This window comes from Treponema sp. OMZ 799 (assembly GCF_024181365.1).
GTDB lineage: Bacteria > Spirochaetota > Spirochaetia > Treponematales > Treponemataceae > Treponema_B.
Genome location: NZ_CP051301.1, coordinates 2,568,953 through 2,589,386, shown reverse-complemented (window position 1 = coordinate 2,589,386; position 20,434 = coordinate 2,568,953). Strand labels below are relative to the sequence as shown.

The window sequence follows — 20,434 nt, the reverse complement described above, 5'->3', positions numbered from 1 at the left end:
CTATATTATAATCACAGCGGTTATGAATAAAAAGATTTGTTTTACGCTTACAATTTTTGCTTTGAGTGTTTTTTTGTTTTCTTGTTATGTAAAAAATAATGAGAATCTTGTTTCGGGTATTTTTGAAGGCGAAGCTCAAGGTTTGATAGGGACTATAAGCGTAAGAGTTACGATAGAAAAAAATGAAATTAAAAATATAGATGTGCTTGAATACGCCGATACTCCCGGCTACAGCGACACGGTTTTTGAGTACCTGCCTAAGAGGGTTATACAAAAAGATTCTACGGATGTGGATCTTGTGGCCGGGGCTACCCTGACGAGTAAGGCTTTTTTAGAGGCTGTAAATGATGCTTTAAAAAAAGCCGGTATCCATGCCGAAAAAGAATAGCCCCTGTTAAATAATTTCCCTACTGCACTACAATATTTACAAGCTTATCCGGCACGGTAATTATCTTTTTAATCTCCTTGCCTTCAATGTTGCGGATTGCTCCCTCATTTGCGAGTGCAAGCTTTTCTAATTCCTCTTTAGAGATTCCTGCCTCAGCCTCAAACTTACCGCGGAGCTTTCCGTTTACCTGCACTACAACTGTGCATGTTTGATCGATACAGAATTTTTCGACAAACATGGGCCAGTGAGAATAGGCTATCGATTCGTCATTCCCCATCTTTTGCCAAAGCTCTTCAGCCAAGTGGGGAGCGTAGGGGTTTAAAAGTTTTACAAAATTATACCAAACATAGTGGGGTATCTTTTTGTGCTTTGAAACCTCATTTATAAAAATCATCATCTGGCTTATGGCCGTGTTAAAGTTAAGAGAGGCTGTATCCTCGGTTACCTTTCGAATCGTCTTATTTAAGAGAACGGTCAAGGCCTTAGTTTCAGGAGTCGAGGTATCGTTGACGGGAGTTTTGTATATTTCCCTGTCGGAAAGGTTCCAGATCTTTTCCAAAAATCTGAACACGCCCATGATGCCGCTTGTGTTCCATGGTTTTGAAACCTCCAATGGGCCTAAGAACATTTCGTAGAGGCGCAAGGTGTCTGCTCCGTATTCCTTTATGATGTCGTCGGGGTTGATAACGTTCTTTAAGCTCTTGGACATCTTGGCTATTACCTGCTCAAGTTTTTCGCCTGTTTCCATGTCTTCAAATTCGGTTTCGGATATTTTTTTGACCTTATCGACCGGAACAAGGCTCTTGTTCTTTCGCATGTAGGCAAAGGAGGTTATCATTCCCTGATTTACAAGCCGTGTAAAGGGTTCCTTTGTAGAAACAAGACCTAAGTCATACAAAACCTTGTGCCAAAATCTTGCATACAATAGGTGAAGAACTGCATGTTCCGTTCCTCCGACATAGAGGTCAACAGGCATCCAGTAATCGCGCCTTGCCTTGTCGGCAAAGGCTTCGCTGTTATGAGGATCTGTGTATCGGAGGTAGTACCAGCAAGAGCCTGCCCACTGGGGCATGGTATTGGTTTCTCGTTTTGCTGCTTTCCCGCACTTGGGGCATTTTGTGTTTACCCAAGAATCGATTGCAGCCAAGGGGCTTTCTCCTGTTCCTGTAGGTGTATAGCTCTCTACTTTCGGCAGTGTTAGGGGAAGATCATGCTCGTCTATGGGGACTATGCCGCAGCATGGGCAGTGTACCAAGGGTATGGGCTCTCCCCAATAGCGCTGTCGGCTGAAGATCCAGTCGCGGAGCTTATAGTTTACGGCTTTTTTTGCAATACCGAGATTTTCAAGATGCTCGGTTATCTTTGTCTTGGCTTCTTCGGTTTTTAATCCGTCAAATTGTTTTGAGTTTACGGAATAGCCGTCCTCGGTTGTACAAGCCTTGGGTTCTTCCGAAAAGTCTCTTTTTCCGCCTTCCCATTCTTCTACTCCGGCTACTACCTTGATTTTAGGTAAATTGAACTGAGTTGCAAATTCAAAGTCCCTTTCATCGTGGGCAGGAACAGCCATAATTGCTCCCGTTCCGTAAGAGATTAAAATATAGTCCGAAATCCAAACCGGGATTTTTTGCTCTGTTAATGGATTGATTGCATAGGCTCCCGTAAAAACGCCGGTCTTGTTTTTTGCAAGATCGGTTCTTTCAAGATCGCTTTTTTTTGCAGTCTCCTCTATATAATCGGCAACGGCTTTTGATTGTTCCTTTGTTGTTATGCTTTTTACAAGCTCGTGTTCCGGAGCCAAGACCATGTAGGTTGCACCGAAGATTGTGTCGGGGCGGGTTGTATAAACCTTGATCTTTTGCCCGGTTTCTTTTCCGTCCTTATCGATGAGAGCAAAATCTACCTCGGCTCCCGTGCTTTTTCCTATCCAGTTCTTCTGCATGATTTTTATGGATTCGGGCCAGTCGAGTTCATCCAAGTCCTCTAGGAGGCGGTCTGCATATTCGGTTATCTTTAAAATCCACTGCCTCAAGTTTTTGCGTTGGATTTGAGCTCCGCACCTATCGCATTTACCGTCCTTTACTTCCTCATTGGCAAGGCCTGTTAAACATGAAGGGCACCAGTTGATGGGCGCCTCTTTTTCGTAGGCGAGTCCCTTTTTAAATAATTGTAGGAAGATCCACTGGGTCCACTTATAATAAGATTCTTCACTTGTAGAAATTTCCCTGTCCCAGTCATAGCTTAAGCCTATGGACTTTATCTGCTTTCTGAATGTGTCCATGTTTTTTCGGGTGGTGATAAGAGGATGAACTCCGGTCTTTATTGCATAGTTTTCTGCAGGTAGACCGAAGGAGTCAAAACCCATCGGATGGAGTACATTGTATCCGCTCATGCGTAAAAAACGGCTGTAAATATCCGTTGCGACATAACCCTCAGGATGTCCTACATGAAGGCCGTCTCCCGAAGGATAGGGAAACATATCCAAAACATAGACCCTCCTATCCTTGGGATAGTTTTTGTCTTCGACTGTTCTAAAGGTTTTGTTTTCTTCCCAATACTTCTGCCACTTAGGTTCTATTGTACTAAAAGGATAAGCCATATTTTACTCCAACTAACTTGATGAATTTATCAAAATTGATGAAAAGTATTTTATAGAAAAGAAAGGAAAAATTCAAGGGCCGCCCAAAAATGTACATCCTTGTACATTTTTGGACTTCGAGTTTTTAGCTTCGCAAAAAACTCGTAAGCATGGAACCACCGCCGTCCATGGCGGTTGATGAATGTATATCCTTGTACATTTTTGGACTTCGAGTTTTTAGCTTCGCAAAAAACATCGACAGGGTGCCGAGCTTTGCGGTTTCTTATATCGCCCAGTTTCCGTTTTTTAGGATTTGGAGTTGAGTTCCGTCTTTTTTAACACCTATAACCGAAAGTTCGGGGCCGCCTACCATGAAGTCTACATGAATTATAGAATTGTTCATTCCTATTTTTTTCTTATCTTCATCTGAAAGTTCGGCTCCTCCTTTTATGTTTTCGCTGTAGGCATTTCCTATTGCAAAGTGACAGGATGCATTTTCGTCAAAGAGGGTGTTTTTAAAAAGAACTCCCGTGTTGCTGATGGGGGAATCATCTGCGACGAGAGCGACCTCTCCTAGTCGGCTTGCTCCTTCATCGGAATCTAAGAGGGATTGAAGCACTTCCTTTCCTTCCTTGGCATCGAAATCTACAACCTTTCCGTCCTTAAAGGTAAACCGGAAATCGTCGATAATTCTTCCTCTGGCGGCCAAGGGTTTTGTGGCTTTTAATGTTCCGTTTACCTTAAAGGCGTGGGGCATCGAGAAAACTTCTTCGGTCGGAATATTGGCCATAAAGACGTCTCCTCTTGTGCTCTTGCCTGAACCGCCTACCCAGCGGTGGCCTTCGGTAAGGTATACTTCCAAGTCGGTTCCCGGGCCCTTGTATAAAAGTTTTTCAAAGGCCATTTCGTTTAAAAAGTTTTGATGCTTTTTTAGGGCTGCATCGTGTTCTTTCCATGCGGCGACAGGATCGTCCATGCTGACCCTTGTTGCATCGAAAACCTTTTTCCAAAGTTTGGCAAGGGCTTGGTCTTCGGGTAATTCGGGGAAGACCGATTTTGCCCAAGCCGGAGTGGGGTGGGCTGCGACGCACCACTTTACATGGTTTTCCATTGTATATTTCATTATGGGCTTTGATGCTATGGCCCTTGTTTTATTCCATTCCGAGACTTTTTTTGCATCGGCATTTTTTAAGAGCTCGGGATTGTCAGCGACTATGGCAAGACGGTGATAGTTATTTTTATAGGCTGCCTCCATGTAGTCGATTTTAAATTTGGGCATTTCCTTAAAAATACTTTCATCGCCGTAGGCGTAGCGGGCAAGAGTCATCTCATCATCCGAAAAATCATAGATAACATCCTTGGCTCCCATCTTATAAGCCTGCTTTGTAACTTCCCGAACCATGCCGATTGAGTGTTCGTTTACAAGCACAAAAATTCCGTCGCCCTTTTGTATATTAAGGCCGACTTTTAAAATAAGCTCAACATATTTTTCTATATTGCGTTTAAAATCCATTAAAGACCTCCAAAATGATTTATAGCTTTGATACTCTAACATAAAAAAGATAAAAAGTAAATGATTTATGCTTTATTAAATTTTAAAAAAAAGACTTGCGGTTTGACGGGTTCAATGGTAGAATGATTATTAGTTTTGTTGAATTATATAAAAATAATTCGCAATTTTATTAGGAGGGAGCTAATGAATAAAAAGCTCGTATGGATGATTTTTATAGCATTCATCCTTGGTTTGGTTGTCGGTATCGTCCTTTGGCAAACAGGTGTCGATGTTGGCGGTTATGTAACTTGGGTATCGCCTTTTGGAAATATCCTTGTATCTATGTTAAAGATGATCGTTATTCCGGTTATCTTTTTGTCTCTTATTTCCGGTGCGGCTTCTTTACCGACAAAGGAATTCGGTAAGATAGGCGTTAAGGTTATAATTTGGTATTTTGTTACTTCTCTGTTTGCAGCGATTGTAGGATCCTTCCTTGCTCTCGCCTTTAATCCGGGATCGGGAACTTCTCATGCCGAATGGGCAAGTTTAATGAGTATGGGATCGGCCGAGGTTACTCCGGCTTCCGCAGGTTCTCTTGCCGATGTATTTTTGGGTATGTTTCAAAACCCATTTAAGGCTCTTGCTCAAGGTAACTTCTTAGCTATTATCGTTTTTGCCATTGCTTTCGGAATCGCGTTAAAAATAATTTCCGAAAAGAATGATGTAAAATTGCAGGAAGGTGCAAAACTGTTTTTAAATATTGTTGAAACTTGTAAAGAAACCGTATTTAAGATGGTTGACTGGATATTGGCTTATTCTCCCATAGGTGTATTTTGTTTGACTTCCGTAAACTTTGCACAATACGGTTCAAAACTTTTCGGTCCCTATGTAATGCTGACCCTCGGTGTTGTTATAGGTATTCTTGCAATGGTGTTTGTTGTTTACCCTGTAATGATTGCAATTTCGACGCGCAAAAATCCGATTAAGATTATGATGCAGATACGAGAGCCCATGCTGACAGCCTTTGTTACCCGAAGCTCTGCAGCCTCTCTTCCCGTATCTTTGAGAACGGCAAAAGAAACCTTACACATAAGCGATAATCTTTCATCGTTTTCGCTTCCCCTCGGTTCAACCGTAAACATGGACGGTGTATGCGTTCACCTGCCTATGTTTGCAGTTTTGGCTGCAAATATGTTCGGAGCGGATATCGGGTTTACAGCCCTCTTGGTTTTGGTCATTACAACGGTTCTTGCCTCAGTCGGAGCGGGCGGTGTTCCGGGCGGAAGCTTGATGCTTTTATTCATTATTTTGCAAAATATGAATTTAGATCCGGCACAGATAGCTGTCATCGTAGGTCTTGCCCTCGGTATCAATCCTATTCTAGATATGTTTGAAACGATGAACAATGTCGCCGGAGACTTGGTATGTACCTACTGTGTTGCCGATATGTCGGGAATGATTGAAAATGAAGAAAAAAAATAATTATGTTTTATAATTAGAATTTAATGGGTAATGTCTAAGACACTTACCCATTAAATTACTTTTTTTTAATGTCTAAAGTATTGACAATATCAGCCTTGCTGTATTATACTATTTTGTAAAGTTAAGTTTACAATAGTTGGAGAAGTTATGTTTAAGATACAAAAAGAAGCAGGTGATATTTTTAAATCTATCAGATTTAAAAGAATGTTTGGAGGTTTGTTTTTACTTTCGGATGAATTTTTGACTGTTGTACCGGGATACTACATAGGCCTTGCAGTAGACGAGCTAAAAAATTCTACGATGACCCAAAGCTCTCTTATTGCATACGTGCTAAAAATAATTTTTTTCACTTGTCTTGGATATTTCTTTTCTGCCATGTTCATGTTTTTTATTCATAATTCGGGGAACAAGGCTTCTTATCTTTTTAGAAAAAAAATACTTTCTTCGGTTTTAAAAAAGACTCCGCCGTTTTTTAAAAAATATACCTCAGGAGATATTTTGGCAAGGACTTCAAACGATGTTATTGCGCTGGAAAATTATTTTTCCTTGGGCTTTATAATGATGATGGATTCTTTTGCTTATCCCGGAGTTGCAATTTTTATGATGTCGGTTTTAATTTCGTGGAAGCTGACCGTTGCAGTCGTCCTTCCGATTCCGCTTATAACTCTTATTTATTTTTCTTTGGGTAAAACAATAAAGGATAGAACGAGTAAATCCTATGCGGAATTTTCCAAGGTCAATCAGGGTATTTTGGAACTTGCTGAGGGAATAAAACTTATACGCTGTTATGTGAACGAACAAGTCAGGTTAAAAAAACTTTCTTCGATTGTCAAAAATTATTTTTCGGTTTTGTATGCTCAAGTTAAACTTACATCTCTTTTGCAGCCCTGTACGGTTTTTATTACAAACCTATGTATCATAATTGCGTTTTGCTACGGCGGTTATCTTGTTCATGCAGGCGAAATTACTTCAGGCAATCTTGTTTCATTTTTTGTTTTTGTCGGAATGATTGCATGGAGCGGAATCGCAAGCGGTTTTTATTTGCAGCTGCAAAAATCGGGAGAAGCTGCTATCGACAGAATAAATGCTCTTATAAAAGATAATAACGAATTCCCTCCGATGGACGGAAAAACTCAAATCGAAAAGGTAGAAAAAATCTCTTTTAAAAATTTCAGCTTCGCATATTCCGATTCAGAAAAAAAAGTTTTGCAGGATGTTTCACTTGAAGTTTCGCAAGGACAAATTTTAGGAATTACCGGTAAAACGGGTTCCGGTAAAACAAGTTTGATAAAACAGTTTTTCAGCCTGTATCCTCAAAATGAAAACATCTTTATAAACAATCTTCCTTTAAAAGATTGCGATGTTTTTTCTTTTAGAAACAAAACAGCTTATGTAAGTCAGCGTCCTGAACTTTTATCGGGAACCGTCTGCGAAAACCTTTGTTTTTATACACAGAATATCGAAAAAGAAAAAATACTAAAAGTTTTGGAAACGGCTGACGTAAAAAGCGACATCGAAAAACTTGCAAACGGAATCGATTCAAAAATAGGAGAAAAGGGCGTTATGCTTTCAGGAGGACAGAGGCAAAGAATAGCTCTTGCCCGCGCCCTTCTTAAAGAACCGCAAGTTTTAATTTTAGATGATGCAATTTCCGCAGTTGATGCGGACACCGAAGTTAAGATTATCGAAAACTTGAAAAAATCTTCTTCATTTAATATTTGCATTATATCGGCACACCGCCTTTCGGCTGTTCAACATGCAGACAAAATAATTGTACTTGATGAAGGCAAAATTATTCAGCAAGGAACCCATGAAGAACTTATAAAAGCCGGCGGCTGGTATGCAGAGCAATTTGAGTACCAACACAGCCATTCTGCGGAGCTCATACAAAAAGAAGATTCCTATTTACAAATTGACAAAATTGACGGAGGGAAAAACGATGGAAGATAAGACAAAAAAACTTAAAGTAAATTACAGATTTTTTCTTTCGTATTTAAAATACTGCAAGGCTTATGTTTTGGCGGCTTTTATTGCCGTAGGCATTTTTATTGCATCCTCTGCATACCTTCCCGTAATTTCGGCAAACGTTATAAATGCCGACCTTGCAAATATGATCGATTTAAAAGCTTTTTTATTTAGGCACGCTCTTTTGTTTTTGGGAACAGCCGTTTTATTCTTTTTGTCGATGTACATAAAAACCCTGCTTTTCAGAAAAATTGCCAACACCGCCTGTGAGCATATTCAAATGGACATGGCCGGTCATCTTTTAAATTTAAAGATGAAGCATTTTGATGAAATGACTTCGGGAAATATAATGAGCCGGTTTTCGTCCGATGTAAATGCAGTAGGCGATTTATACTTTTTGGTTTTGGGCGAAGTTTTCAGTGTAGTTTTATTGAGTATCGTTTTATATATCCGCTTGGCTTTTATGAGTCCTTATCTTTTCGGAGCGAGCTTTGCGTATCTGCCGGTTGTTTATTTTCTTGCACGGTACTATTTAAAAAAGAGCGATAAGCCGACACGGGATCACAGGAGCTCAATCGGAGAGTTAAGCGGTTTTTTTAACGAAAGCATTAACTCTATTGAAACTGTGCAGGCCTTTTGTGCCGAAGAAAAAATAGAAAAAGAATTCGATACATTTAATCTTCCGGCATATAAAGCAAAGCGTAAAATGCTTTTACTTTCAGCTCTTTTTTCGTGGAACATTATTGCAAGAATCAGAACTTTAGTTTATGCAGCGCTTTTAGGCGTGTTCGGTTATCTGCATTTTCAGGGAGCTCATTTTCTTGTGGGTACTCTTGTAATCGTTATAAGCTATAACAAAGAAATAACCGATGTCTTTTTAAAATTGTTTATGCAGATGAACATTTACAAAAATGCCTTTGTTGCGGCAGGAAGAGTTTCCGAGATAATCAATTATGAACATGAAAGAACAAACGGCGCTCCTCACTCTCCCTTGGGGAATATAAAATTTTCAAACACCCAGTTCGGATACAGGGAAGATACTCCCATTTTAAAAGGGCTTGATTTTACTTCGGAAGACGGAAAGACAATGGCATTTGTCGGAAAAACCGGCTGCGGAAAATCTACAATTATGAATTTGATTTTAGGTTTTTATGAAAACTCCGGCGGGCAAGTTTTAATTGACGGGGAGGATATACGCTCTCTCGAATTAAAAACTCTGCGCTCAAAAATTGCAGTGGTCTTGCAGGAGCCCTATCTTTTTACCGGAACCCTTTTTGACAATATAAGTTTAAATGATCCTTTTATAACTAGAGATGCTTGCGAAAAAGCCTTAAAAGCTGTGGGCGGTATAAATCTTATAAGACGCTCAGAAAAGGGTTTGGATACGGAAGTAAACGAAAACGGAAAAAACTTTTCGGAAGGTGAAAGACAAATTATCTGCTTTGCCCGAGCCATGGTGCGCGATCCTAAAATTTTAATTTTAGATGAGGCTACTGCAAACATCGACACCGAAACCGAAAAACTTATAAATGCAGGAATCGAAGTTTTAAAGAAAGGACGCACCACACTGATAATTGCACACAGGCTTTCTACCGTAAAAAATGCCGACATAATAAACGTAATTGATGACGGCAAATTATTGGAGTCGGGGACTCATGAAGAACTGATTGCCCTAAATTCCAAATACGCCGAATGGTACAGACTGCAAAAATAGAACTTACTCTTTTATTATTGTCATATCGTTTGCCTGATATTCGGGCATAAAGCGTTTTATAAGGCCGGTTTCAAATTGGATGTTTACTACGAGTTCTCCGCTTGAAGCATCGGCCTTTACTATTACCCCGTAGCCGTAATCGTCATGGTATATTTTTTCTCCCTTCTTCCATACGGAAAGGAGGGGGTGTTCTTCTTTTTTTGTTCCGAAATCTTCAGGCTTGATTTGTTTTCCGAAGCCGCCTGAAAAAGATGAACCTGAAAAACTTGGATAAGAGGACGAGGATTCAGAGATATTTACAAGGCTTTGGTCTATTTCGAAGATAAAGCGGCTGGGTTGGGTAAATGTCAGGCTTCCGTAAAGGCGGCGCGAGGCGCAGCTTGTCATGTAGAGGGCATCCTTTGCGCGGGTGCAGGCTACATACATTAGTCTTCGTTCTTCTTCAAGCTCATCAAAGTTTCCGTTATCGCGAGGGAAGACGCCTGTTTCAAGCCCCGTGATAATTACATTTTTAAATTCCAAACCCTTTGTGTTGTGAATGGTGATGAGGTTGACGGAATCTTTTTGCTCGCCGCTGTCGGCAAGGCTTCTATCCAGTTCGATGTGCTCTAAAAATTCGTTTAAGCCCTTTACCGAAAAATCGTAAAGAGAGGCCGTGTTTGCAAGCTCGTTTAAGTTTGCAGTTTTTTGGGTGCCTGAAGCCGAGTCAACCGATTCGTAGTATTCGGCAAAGCCCGATTGTTTTAAAATCTCATATATAAAAGGTGCCAAGCCTTCACCCTTAGGTTCTTCTTTTTTAAAAAAGATGTCGCCCGCTTCTATTATGCTGCGTAATTCCTTTATGGTGTTTAAAAAATTTTTTAAGCCCTCCTTGGCTTTTTTTGTGAGGGAAGCCGAATCTAAAAGGGCGGACATGGCCGATATATAATCGTCCTTGGATTCAAGTCCCAGCTCATCGCTTTTTTTGGAAAACATAAGTTCTCTTGAGAGATCGATGAGTTTTTTTTGGGTGATTTCTCCCACGCCGCGGGTGGGCTTATTTATTATGCGCCTCAGGGCTACCTCATCCCTTCCATTAGAGATAAGGGCAAGGACAGCGAGGGCATCCTTTATTTCTTCACGCTCATAAAATTTTAAGGTTCCTATAACCTGATATGGAATTTTTTTGTGTAAAAAATCCGTTTCAAAATTTAAGGATTGGGCGTTAGTTCTGTACAAGACAGCCCAGTCGGAATAGGCTCCTCCGCTTTCAACATCCTTCGATATGAGACGGGCACAAAGTTCCGCTTCGGTTTCCTGATTGGGTAAAAAATAAATGTGAGGCTTTTGCCCCTTGCCTCTTTCGGCGACGAGGGTTTTACCGAGCCGGCCCGTATTCTTTTTTACGACGGAGTCTGCGACCGCAAGAATTTCCGAGTATGAACGGTAATTTTTTTCGAGCCTTATTATCTTCGTGTTTTTAAAGGTATCGGCAAATGTCAATATGTTTTGAACCTCGGCTCCGCGGAAACGGTAGATCGATTGGTCGTCATCTCCCACCACGCAGATGTAGGTATTTTCTCCCGTGAGCACTTTTAAGAATTCGAATTGGGCTATGTTCGAGTCCTGATATTCATCGACCATGATTACAGAAAAACGGTTTTGAAGAGAGGCTCTGATTTGCGGGTTTTCTTTTAAGAGCATAACGGGAATCATGATAAGATCCCCGAAGTCTACGTTTCCTGTTTCTTTTAATCTCTTTTGATATTCGCCGTAGATTTTTGCAAACTCAGGGTTAGGATCGATTTCCTGCAAGAGCGGATCACCGGGGAGAAGGCAATAATCCTTTGCCCGCGAAATTTTTTTGATGATGCCGCGGGCCGCATTTTTTGTAAGAGCAGGAGAGGCCTGTACCAAAAGAGAAAGGGCGTCATCGTCATCATAGATTGTAAAATTATGTGAAAGCCCTGCCCATTCCGCATACATGCGTAAAATCCATGCTCCAAATGAATGAAAGGTTCGGATCATTGCCCGCTTTGCTCTTTTCTCCAGATAAGATGCTCTTTCGGACATTTCTTTGGCGGCCTTGTTTGTAAAAGTTACGGCGAGGATCCGTTCAGGTTCGATATTATGCTCGGCAATGAGGTATGCAATCTTGGTGGTGATAACCCGGGTCTTCCCTGAACCCGCTCCCGCAAGAATCAAAAGAGGAGAACCCTGATGCTTAACAGCCGCAAGCTGCTCTTCATTAAGAATATTCAAATAATCCGGTTGAGCCAAAACAATCCTCCAAAAAATTATAATTTTACCACTCAATTATTAAATCGGTGCTCAGCTTATAAACTTTTTATATTCATATAAAAATAACGGAAAAGCATTTAGTATTGCTGTTTTTTGCTGCGGCAATACATACGTACTGACTTGAGATTTAAATATTGCAAGTTGATTTATTTCTGATTTTTCTTTAGGAAGCACATCATTTTCAAAGCATATATAATTGGCTTTTCTAACATTTAAATTCTCTATATGATTCCAATTACTTTTTAGCTTTCGAATTTTTTCAGGATTATCAGGAATTTTTATTTCAAGTGTTTTTTTATCTATTTTAAAACTGACAAAATCAAAATTTTTATAAAAAGATTCCTCATTTGCCAGCTCTTTAAAAGATTTTTTGCTGTCTAAATTTACGGTATAATATATATAATCATTATCAGGTAATGGCTTTTTAAAATATCGAATTGATTCAATCATGGGATAATTAATATACAGCTTTCCATTTCCGGTTTCATCATCAAAATATTCCAACATTTCTGTAACATCATTATTTTGCTTTTCAATTGATGTTTTATTAATCTTATCCGGCATGTGTATATCATAGTCAAAAAAAAGATATATTTCGGAAAAGATATCGCTGTCTTTAATATCTTTTAACACATTATCTGCATCATTTTTAGAAAGTTCTTCTTTCAATATTTGAACAATATCGGAGCCCGAATTATTAAAACTGTCATGCTGTTTCATCTTTTTGCAGAGTGAATAAATATTGTTACAATATGAAACAAGTATTTCATTTTTTGAGTCTGAGTCGAAAAACAAGTATTGCATTGTTTTATAAATTTGAGGTTCCCGTTTTTCGCCTTCAAAAATAAATAAAATCATTTCCCGAAAGTTCCGCCTCTGTACAGTTTTTCAAGATTATGACCTAAGCGGAGTTCTTTTTCCGTTGCATTATGTGCATTGACAATCTTTTCTTTTGAGCAAATGTAAAAACAATCAGGACGTAACAAATCGTTTGTAAAAAGTGTTGTGTTATGTGTGGTAAGAAGAACTTGACAGTCAAGCTCTTTTAATTTCCTTACGATAAAGCGTGAAAGTTCAAAGTGATAAAAAGCATCGAATTCGTCAATACATATAAATGAAGGACATCTTGCAGGATTGCGCACATCTTGCAACCAATAGTAAACAAGCAAAAGAGAGCGCATTCCTGTAGAACAAGCACTATAAAAGTTCAATAATTTTTCATCGTATTTAACATATATTTCTTCACTGCCTGAGTGGTTGCTATAAACCAGTTCATCGGTAAACCCAGCTTCCCGAAAAAAGAATTGCAATTCTTTAAAATGGTTAGATTTTATAATTCTCTCAATGATCTTATCATTATCATTTGATGTATAACCAACAAAAGAGCGGGTATCCAACGACCAAAATAAAAGCATTTTATTCACAAAATCAAAGAGTTCATTAAAAAGATGATTTTCGATGTTATCGTCAAGAACGCTATTACTTTTAATCCATTTTAAAGCGGAAATTTGAAGATTAGGCAAATCTTTATTTAGGTTTTCTGTACCGGAAAGAAAAACATCAAAGTCTTTGCTGCTCGAAGCCCTGTCATAGTTTATCACGGTTCTCTTGTCAATTATAAGTGTTTCTTGAATAAATATATTACTACTGCTTTTTCTATACTTATAAATTACATCCGTATTTTTAAAACTGAATGTATACTCAAATTCCACAGGTTCTTCAGGTGAAAACATGTTTTGATAATTCTTGTAATTGCCGGGATTGGTGTAATTATCGGTCAAATTTCCTACAACATCAAATAGAGCTAAGGCAAGTGAAGATTTTCCGCCGGCATTTTTACCGTACATAACAGCAGTCTTTACAATACCGCCTTTTACAGCCTCGGTGTTGAACTCATAGTTCCCGGTTGCCGAAAAATCGAGAGTTACACTATTTCGAAATGCTTTAAAATTTGTCACAGTAAATGATTTGATCATAATATACTCCAAAGGTAATCCAACACTATTATCGGTAAATATCAAATAAAAATCAAGTATGCCGTAAAAAAATTACGGATAAAATACGCGTTTTATGCCTTTTTTTTATCCTTCCCATACCGCTTTACCTGTCGCCCAAACCCCATGCTGCGATTCGGGCACAAATATCCATACGTATTTCCTCATGTAAAAATCTAACCCAAATGATATGCGTTACTCAAGTAAAAATCTAACCGTAGTTATGTAGACCAGCTGTGAGCCATTGAAATAAGTTTGCTCTGTAGCTCTTGTGTTTTATCAATCAGCTGTTGTAAATCTAGTCTGTCCTTCCTACGTCGCAGTTCATCTTTTTCAGCATCGCTTATATCAGAACTCTCCATAAGCCTACGATACGGTGTCTTAGCTTCATCATATTTCTTTATGACCTTTGCGTCTACCCTGTGCTTTGAAATAATCTTCATTGAAGGAAAAAAGAAGTTTACAAGCATGTTATATTGCTCATAAAGGTCAGCCATAACGCTTCGTGTCTCCTCTCCCTCAAATCGATAGTAGCCGACAATGCGTCTTACCACACTGTCATTTTTCTGTTCAACAAAACAATTATCATTCTTTTTATACGATCGGCTTCGAGTAAAGATAACATTATTCGTGTTGCACCATTGCAAAAGCTGCATATTCTTAAACTCGCTTCCGTTGTCGCTATCAATACCTTTCATCTGAAACGGTAAGTTTATTTTCACATCCTCTATCGCTTCTTTTACCCATCGGTGAGCTTTGTTTAAAAGGGCTCTATTTTCCGTCCAACCTGAATGAACATCAGTAAGGGTAAGTGTGCAAATATACTGTCCTTTAGTACTTATACCACAGTTTGCGACAGTGTCAACCTCAAAAAAGCCCGGTTTGCGTTCATCCCAGTCGAAAAAGGTGCGGATTGGAATGAGCTTATTAAGATTCTTTGAAGGCCGTGTTGTTGAAATACCTCGGATAGAATGTTTTGGAATTTCAGGCTTGAGAATCCTACCGACCGTTGCGCTTGATATGCGAGCAAGTTTTGCTTTAAGTTGTTCATCATAACCGAACTTTTGAGCAAAGTAATCGATATTATCACGTATAAAAGGCACGAGCCGTTTTGAACATAGGTACATCGAAAAAATCCATAGCCGGATGACTTGCTCTTGTACGTCTTGACCGTAGTATTTTTCATAGGTTCGCTTTTTTCGTGTCTTTTTAATAACATTCACACTCTTTTTGGCGACGTTGTTAAAATGCGTTATTTTTATGTATGCACTGTTTTTCAGAATGTGAATTGCATACTTTCGGTTGTATTTGGTTGTTGCGACAAACTCATCGAGGATTTTCGTCTTTTGTTTCTTGCACGCAGTGCAGTACCGTTTCACTATTTCCTCAGTCAGCTTCTTTCTCATTTTCATATCTAACCTCATTTTGCCCTTCCTTAGGGCTTCTATTTTAAGTTAGATTTTTACGTGATGAACAGCTTTTTTTTCGGTTAGATTTAACGTGAGGCAATGCGCCATATAGCATTGTCAGCTTATTTATTGTATAATAGCTTGTAGGAGGCTATTATGGACCGTAAAGTTTTTTGCGAAAAAGATGGAATTTTAATTACATATACCGAGAAAGATGTATGTTTTGAAGATTGCAAAACAGCCGAATCTATTTTGCTTACAAATGAAGGAGAAATAATACATTCTAATTTTGATTTAGAAAAGAATGAATATTTTAAAAATTATCTTAAACAAATTTACCGGTCGATAACGGATTTCCGCAATCTTGATGCATTGGAGAGTGCTTGATGCCCATATATCTCCGTACTGCAGGTTATAAAATTTATTTTTGGTCAAATGAAGCCGGTGAACCTATTCATTTTCATGTCACTAAAGGTGATCCAAGCAAAAATGATACAAAAATTTGGGTTTTATCGAACGGTTCTTTTAAACTAGCCCACAACAGGGGCAAAATTCCTCAGAAAGATTTGACTCGCATTTTTTCTGCTATGCAAAGCTACTATTTTGACTTTATAAACTTTTGGAAGATATATCATAACTCGCAGGTGCAATTTTATAATTGACCATATAAAAACCGCCCTGCCGTCCAAAGGATGGCAGGGTGGGTTTTTTAAGCTAATCCGAAAAATCGATTAGATATGGATAAATGCTCCGGGGCCTAAGGGCAGACCGAAGATGTACCAGATAATCATGAGACCTATCCATGAAAGCAGGAAGCAGATTGAATAGGGCAGCATGGTTGAAATCAATGTTCCAAGACCGGAATCTTCATCGTATTTTTTCATAAATACAACAATCATTGCAAAGTAGCTCATCAAGGGTGTGATGAGGTTTGTGCTTGAATCTCCGATTCGGTAGGCGACCTGTGTTAAGGCAGGTGAAAGACCTAAGTTTACCATCATGGGAACAAAGATAGGAGCCATGATAGCCCACTTTGCAGAAGCCGAGCCCATAAAGAGGTTAAGGAAGGCCGAAATAATAACGAAGGAGATTATAAGCGGCAAGCCCGTAAAGCCGATGCTCTTTAAGAAATTTGCACCGTTTACAGAAATGATTGTTCCGAGGTTTGTCTTTCCGAAATAGTTTACAAACTGTGCTGCAAAGAAGCTCAATACGAGGTAACCGCCCATAGAGCTCATTGCTGCAGTCATTCCCTTGATAAGGTCGTGGGAATTATGAATCTTTCCTGTTTTTCTACCATATATAAGACCCGGAATCAAGAAGATTAAAAGAATTACCGGTAAAAGACCGCCGTGCATAAAGTTTGAAATTGAACTTTCCCCTGTTTTGGGGTCAATTTCTCTTAAAACTGCAAGACCGGGAAGCTTGGGAAGACCGAATAGACCAATAATTAAAATAACGGCCATAATCAAAATAGAAATACCTGCAAGCTTTAATCCCTTGTTTTCAACGTCAGAAATAGGCATGTTGTCCGGTTTGTATGATCCGTTATATGTGCCCAAGTTCTTTTCGACGATTCTTTCCGTAACGAAGGTTCCGACAATTGTAAGAATGAAGGTAGAAGCAATCATAAAAAACCAGTTACATGTCGGGTCAATTGCAATATCCATACCGGCATTGTGTAAGGCCTCGGTTGTGATACCTGTTAAAAGCGGGTCAATTGTTCCGAGCATGAGGTTGGCTGAGAAGCCTCCCGAAACACCGGCAAAGGCTGCTGCAAGACCTGCCATCGGGTGTCGGCCTGCATTAGCAAATACGATGGCTCCTAGAGGAATAACTACAACGTAACCTGCGTCGGAAGCGATATTGCTCATAATACCTGCAAAAACAACAACAACAGTTAAAAGTCTGGGGTGAACACCTGAAAGAAGCTTTTTAAGAGAGGTATTGATAAGTCCTGTCCACTCTGCAACACCTACACCGAGCATGGCAACCAAAACTGTTCCCAAGGGAGCAAAGCCTGTAAAATTCTTGGTAGCGGTATTTAAAATGTACCTAAGACCATCAAGATTTAAAAGCGAAACGGCTCCTATAGTAACTTCTTTTCCCTTTCGGGCATCAAAGTATGTAACAGGGGTTCCGAATGCTTCTGCAAGAGCAGAGACAATGATTACAATGATACTTAAAATTAAGAAAATCATAGCAGGATGCGGCAATTTATTTCCGATCCTTTCAACTCCTTTGAGGAAGCCTGAGACTTCCTTGTTCTTTTTTTTCTCCATGAAGAACTCCTAGAAAATGTATTTGTCTATGTAAAATAGACGTTCGGGGCATTATATATGATGATTGAAAATATGACAAGTCAGCCTTGTCAAATTCCTTTAATATTTTAGCATTATTTTTGCGTATCATTGATTTTTTTATCGATTTTTATTATTTTTTATACATGAATATAGATAAGTATACAGTTAAGGCCTCTGAAGCCGTTCAAGAAGCTTCATCGCTGGCTCAAAGAGATGACCACAGTCAGGTTGAAAGCGAGCATCTTTTATATGCTCTTTTAGAACAAGAGGACGGAATTGTTCCTCCCTTGGTAGAAAAAATCGGCGTCAATCCCGAAAGTCTTTTGGATGAACTCGATAAAATGCTTGACAGAAAGCCCCGTGTTACAGGGCAGTCTGCTCAAACCTATATTTCGCCCCTGCTTGCAAAGGTTTTTGCCCATGCAGAAGGCTATGCAGATAAGTTAAAGGACGAATACGTTTCTACCGAGCACCTCTTACTCGCTCTAAGTGAGTCTAAGGACGAAACCGGAGAACTCCTGCGTTCTCGCGGTATCAACTTAAAAAATCTCCTTTCTGCTTTAAAAGAGGTGAGGGGAAATAACAGGGTAACGAGCGAAAACCCGGAATCTACATTCAGAAGCTTAGAAAAATTTTGCCGCGACCTAACACAGCTGGCTAAAAACGAAAAGATAGACCCGGTAATCGGCCGGGATGAAGAAATAAGGCGGGTAATGCAGGTGCTTTCCCGCAGGACAAAAAACAATCCGGTTTTAATCGGAGAACCCGGAGTCGGAAAAACCGCCATAGTCGAAGGCCTTGCAAGGCGTATAGTTTCAGGCGATGTGCCCGACAGCTTAAAAGGAAAGAGGCTTTTATCCCTTGACCTCGGCGCCCTTGTTGCAGGAGCCAAATTCCGTGGCGAATTTGAAGAAAGGTTAAAGGCCGTAATTTCCGAAGTGCAAAAATCCGAAGGAAGGGTAATCCTCTTTATCGACGAACTTCACACCCTTGTAGGTGCAGGGGCAAGCGAGGGCTCGATGGATGCCTCAAACCTCTTAAAGCCGGCCCTTGCCCGAGGAGAGCTCAGGGCGATAGGAGCTACCACCTTAAACGAATACCGAAAATACATCGAAAAAGATGCAGCCCTTGAACGCCGCTTCCAGCAGGTCTACTGCCCAGAGCCCACGGTCGAAGACACGATAGCAATCTTGCGCGGTTTACAGGAAAAGTACGAGGTTCACCACGGAGTGCGCATAAGGGACGAGGCCCTAATTGCGGCGGCCGTCCTTTCCAACCGCTATATCACAAGCCGCTTTTTGCCTGACAAGGCAATCGACCTTGTGGACGAGGCTGCAAGCCGCCTTAAAATGGAAATAGAAAGCCAGCCCGTTGAGCTCGATCAGGTTGAACGCAAAATCCTTCAACTAAATATCGAAAAAGTTTCTATCGGAAAAGAAAACGATACGGCCTCAAAGGAAAGGCTTTTAAAACTTGAAGAAGAGCTGGCAGAGCTTTCTTCCAAGAGGAATGCGATGCAGGCCCAATGGCAAAACGAAAAATCTCGCATTAACGAATCGCGCAAATACAAGGAAGAGCTTGAACAGCTCCGCATTGAAGAAACCAAGTACAGCCGCGAAGGAAACTTAAACAAGGCCGCCGAGCTTAAATACGGCAAGATTCCCGAGGTCGAAAAAAAGATAGCCGCCGTTACGGCCGAGCTTGAAAAAAAGGCCGGCCAACAGGGGCAGCTTTTACGCGAAGAGGTATGCGAAGAAGACATAGCCCGAATAGTTTCCATGTGGACAGGCATCCCCGTCGCCAAAATGCTTGCAAGCGAGATGCAAAAGTTCTTGGAGCTTGAAAAGGTTCTTCAAACGAGGGTTGTAGGCCAAGATGAGGCTGTAAGGGTGGTATCAGACGCGATAAGAAGAAACAAGGCCGGGCTATCGGATATGAACCGTCCCTTGGGAAGCTTTTTATGCATAGGCCCGACCGGTGTCGGTAAAACGGAATTGGCCCGCACCTTGGCAGACTTTTTATTTAATGACGAAAAGGCCCTTACCCGCATAGACATGAGCGAGTACATGGAAAAACATTCCGTAAGCCGCCTCATCGGAGCTCCTCCCGGTTATGTAGGCTATGACGAGGGCGGTCAGCTTACCGAGGCCGTAAGGCGCAGGCCCTACAGCGTAATCCTCTTTGACGAAATCGAAAAGGCCCATCAAGATGTCTTTAATGTATTTTTACAGATTCTGGATGACGGCCGCCTTACCGACGGACAGGGCCGAGTGGTGGACTTTAAGAACACCATTATAATTATGACAAGCAATATAGGTTCGGAGTATATTTTGACGGCCAAGGACATGGGAAGCATAAAAGAAGAGATAACCCAAATCTTGCGCGACAATTTCAGGCCCGAATTCCTAAACCGCATCGACGAAATCCTTACATTTAACAGGCTCGAAAAGGAGCATATCCGAAAGATTGTCGATATTCAGCTTAAATCGGTTGCAGAACGCTTGAAGGCCAGACGCCTTGGCTTAAAGGTTTCGGATAAGGCTAAGGACTTACTTGCCGACATAGGCTATGACCCGATGTTCGGCGCCCGCCCCTTAAAGCGAGCCATACAGGCCGAGCTTGAAAACAAACTCGCCCGTGAAGTCCTCGAAGGTAAATTCCCCGAAGGAAGCACGATTCTTGTTGACAAGGGAGAGGCCGGTCTTATCTTTAAGAAGGGATAAAAGATATTCGGGCTTGTGTTTAAGAAAGGTAAAAGAATGCGCCCTGGTTTATCTTTAGAAAGGACAGCGCTTGAAAAAGACTATAAATTATGTTAATATCCCGATTTAT

The 20,434-nt window shown here is 40.3% G+C and carries 14 protein-coding genes; 7 read left to right on the top strand and 7 right to left on the bottom strand.

Annotated features, from left to right (window positions below):
- Positions 1-22 precede the first annotated feature (22 nt).
- Positions 23-388 (top strand): FMN-binding protein, encoded by a 366-nt coding sequence (locus E4O04_RS11900; RefSeq protein WP_253708206.1) that lies wholly within the window; start codon positions 23-25, stop codon positions 386-388.
- 19 nt (positions 389-407) lie between these two features.
- Here the strand turns inward: E4O04_RS11900 and leuS are convergent, their stop codons facing one another.
- Both leuS and E4O04_RS11890 read right to left on the bottom strand, forming a co-directional pair.
- A complete protein-coding gene (gene leuS / locus E4O04_RS11895; RefSeq protein ID WP_253708204.1) occupies positions 408-2,984 on the bottom strand; it encodes a leucine--tRNA ligase in 2,577 nt (858 codons plus the stop codon).
- Positions 2,985-3,246: 262 nt separating this feature from the next.
- Complete coding sequence (locus E4O04_RS11890) at positions 3,247-4,476, bottom strand: aminopeptidase (RefSeq protein WP_253708202.1); 1,230 nt, start codon at positions 4,474-4,476, stop codon at positions 3,247-3,249.
- A 183-nt stretch (positions 4,477-4,659) separates the two neighbouring features.
- On the opposite strand from E4O04_RS11890, the gene E4O04_RS11885 reads away from it, so the two are divergent.
- The 3 genes from E4O04_RS11885 to E4O04_RS11875 all read left to right on the top strand — a co-directional run bounded on the left by E4O04_RS11885 (position 4,660) and on the right by E4O04_RS11875 (position 9,616).
- On the top strand, positions 4,660-5,937 hold the full coding sequence (locus E4O04_RS11885) for a dicarboxylate/amino acid:cation symporter (RefSeq protein WP_253687027.1): 1,278 nt from the start codon (positions 4,660-4,662) through the stop codon (positions 5,935-5,937).
- Positions 5,938-6,084: 147 nt separating this feature from the next.
- Positions 6,085-7,887: an ABC transporter ATP-binding protein gene (locus E4O04_RS11880; RefSeq protein ID WP_253687028.1), complete on the top strand. Its 1,803-nt coding sequence runs from the start codon at positions 6,085-6,087 to the stop codon at positions 7,885-7,887.
- On the top strand, positions 7,877-9,616 hold the full coding sequence (locus E4O04_RS11875) for an ABC transporter ATP-binding protein (RefSeq protein ID WP_253687029.1): 1,740 nt from the start codon (positions 7,877-7,879) through the stop codon (positions 9,614-9,616). Before E4O04_RS11880 ends, E4O04_RS11875 begins: the two co-directional genes overlap by 11 nt.
- A gap of 3 nt (positions 9,617-9,619) precedes the next feature.
- Here the strand turns inward: E4O04_RS11875 and E4O04_RS11870 are convergent, their stop codons facing one another.
- The 4 genes from E4O04_RS11870 to E4O04_RS11855 all read right to left on the bottom strand — a co-directional run bounded on the left by E4O04_RS11870 (position 9,620) and on the right by E4O04_RS11855 (position 15,314).
- Positions 9,620-11,875: an ATP-dependent helicase gene (locus E4O04_RS11870; RefSeq protein ID WP_253708200.1), complete on the bottom strand. Its 2,256-nt coding sequence runs from the start codon at positions 11,873-11,875 to the stop codon at positions 9,620-9,622.
- 51 nt (positions 11,876-11,926) lie between these two features.
- Complete coding sequence (locus E4O04_RS11865) at positions 11,927-12,565, bottom strand: hypothetical protein (RefSeq protein ID WP_253708199.1); 639 nt, start codon at positions 12,563-12,565, stop codon at positions 11,927-11,929.
- Positions 12,566-12,750: 185 nt separating this feature from the next.
- Complete coding sequence (locus E4O04_RS11860) at positions 12,751-13,872, bottom strand: AAA family ATPase (protein WP_253687032.1); 1,122 nt, start codon at positions 13,870-13,872, stop codon at positions 12,751-12,753.
- Positions 13,873-14,111: 239 nt separating this feature from the next.
- A complete protein-coding gene (locus E4O04_RS11855; protein ID WP_371922250.1) occupies positions 14,112-15,314 on the bottom strand; it encodes a DDE-type integrase/transposase/recombinase in 1,203 nt (400 codons plus the stop codon).
- 141 nt (positions 15,315-15,455) lie between these two features.
- Here E4O04_RS11855 and E4O04_RS11850 point away from each other — a divergent pair, with 141 nt between their 5' ends.
- Together E4O04_RS11850 and E4O04_RS14215 are read left to right on the top strand one after the other, a co-directional pair.
- Positions 15,456-15,686, top strand: a complete 231-nt coding sequence (locus tag E4O04_RS11850) for a hypothetical protein (RefSeq protein ID WP_253687033.1) — start codon at positions 15,456-15,458, stop codon at positions 15,684-15,686.
- The gene (locus E4O04_RS14215; RefSeq protein ID WP_371921942.1) at positions 15,686-15,961 is read left to right on the top strand and encodes a DUF4160 domain-containing protein; all 276 of its coding nucleotides are present in this window, start codon (positions 15,686-15,688) and stop codon (positions 15,959-15,961) included. The genes E4O04_RS11850 and E4O04_RS14215 overlap by 1 nt, the downstream gene beginning before the upstream one ends.
- A 69-nt stretch (positions 15,962-16,030) precedes the next feature.
- Here E4O04_RS14215 and E4O04_RS11845 read toward each other — a convergent pair whose 3' ends face one another.
- Positions 16,031-17,581 carry an AbgT family transporter gene (locus tag E4O04_RS11845; RefSeq protein WP_253708197.1) on the bottom strand — a complete coding sequence of 517 codons (1,551 nt, stop codon included), beginning with the start codon at positions 17,579-17,581 and terminating at the stop codon, positions 16,031-16,033.
- Between the two features lie 164 nt (positions 17,582-17,745).
- Here E4O04_RS11845 and clpB point away from each other — a divergent pair, with 164 nt between their 5' ends.
- Positions 17,746-20,325 carry an ATP-dependent chaperone ClpB gene (clpB, locus tag E4O04_RS11840; protein WP_253708195.1) on the top strand — a complete coding sequence of 860 codons (2,580 nt, stop codon included), beginning with the start codon at positions 17,746-17,748 and terminating at the stop codon, positions 20,323-20,325.
- Positions 20,326-20,434: the final 109 nt, after the last annotated feature.

What these genes read in the sequence shown, in the direction of transcription:
- E4O04_RS11900 (WP_253708206.1), top strand. Translation starts at nt 23, where the DNA reads ATGAATAAAAAGATTTGTTTTACGCTTACAATTTTTGCTTTGAGTGTT.
- leuS (WP_253708204.1), bottom strand. Translation starts at nt 2,984, where the DNA reads ATGGCTTATCCTTTTAGTACAATAGAACCTAAGTGGCAGAAGTATTGG.
- E4O04_RS11890 (WP_253708202.1), bottom strand. Translation starts at nt 4,476, where the DNA reads ATGGATTTTAAACGCAATATAGAAAAATATGTTGAGCTTATTTTAAAA.
- E4O04_RS11885 (WP_253687027.1), top strand. Translation starts at nt 4,660, where the DNA reads ATGAATAAAAAGCTCGTATGGATGATTTTTATAGCATTCATCCTTGGT.
- E4O04_RS11880 (WP_253687028.1), top strand. Translation starts at nt 6,085, where the DNA reads ATGTTTAAGATACAAAAAGAAGCAGGTGATATTTTTAAATCTATCAGA.
- E4O04_RS11875 (WP_253687029.1), top strand. Translation starts at nt 7,877, where the DNA reads ATGGAAGATAAGACAAAAAAACTTAAAGTAAATTACAGATTTTTTCTT.
- E4O04_RS11860 (WP_253687032.1), bottom strand. Translation starts at nt 13,872, where the DNA reads ATGATCAAATCATTTACTGTGACAAATTTTAAAGCATTTCGAAATAGT.
- E4O04_RS11855 (WP_371922250.1), bottom strand. Translation starts at nt 15,314, where the DNA reads ATGAGGTTAGATATGAAAATGAGAAAGAAGCTGACTGAGGAAATAGTG.
- E4O04_RS11850 (WP_253687033.1), top strand. Translation starts at nt 15,456, where the DNA reads ATGGACCGTAAAGTTTTTTGCGAAAAAGATGGAATTTTAATTACATAT.
- E4O04_RS14215 (WP_371921942.1), top strand. Translation starts at nt 15,686, where the DNA reads ATGCCCATATATCTCCGTACTGCAGGTTATAAAATTTATTTTTGGTCA.
- E4O04_RS11845 (WP_253708197.1), bottom strand. Translation starts at nt 17,581, where the DNA reads ATGGAGAAAAAAAAGAACAAGGAAGTCTCAGGCTTCCTCAAAGGAGTT.
- clpB (WP_253708195.1), top strand. Translation starts at nt 17,746, where the DNA reads ATGAATATAGATAAGTATACAGTTAAGGCCTCTGAAGCCGTTCAAGAA.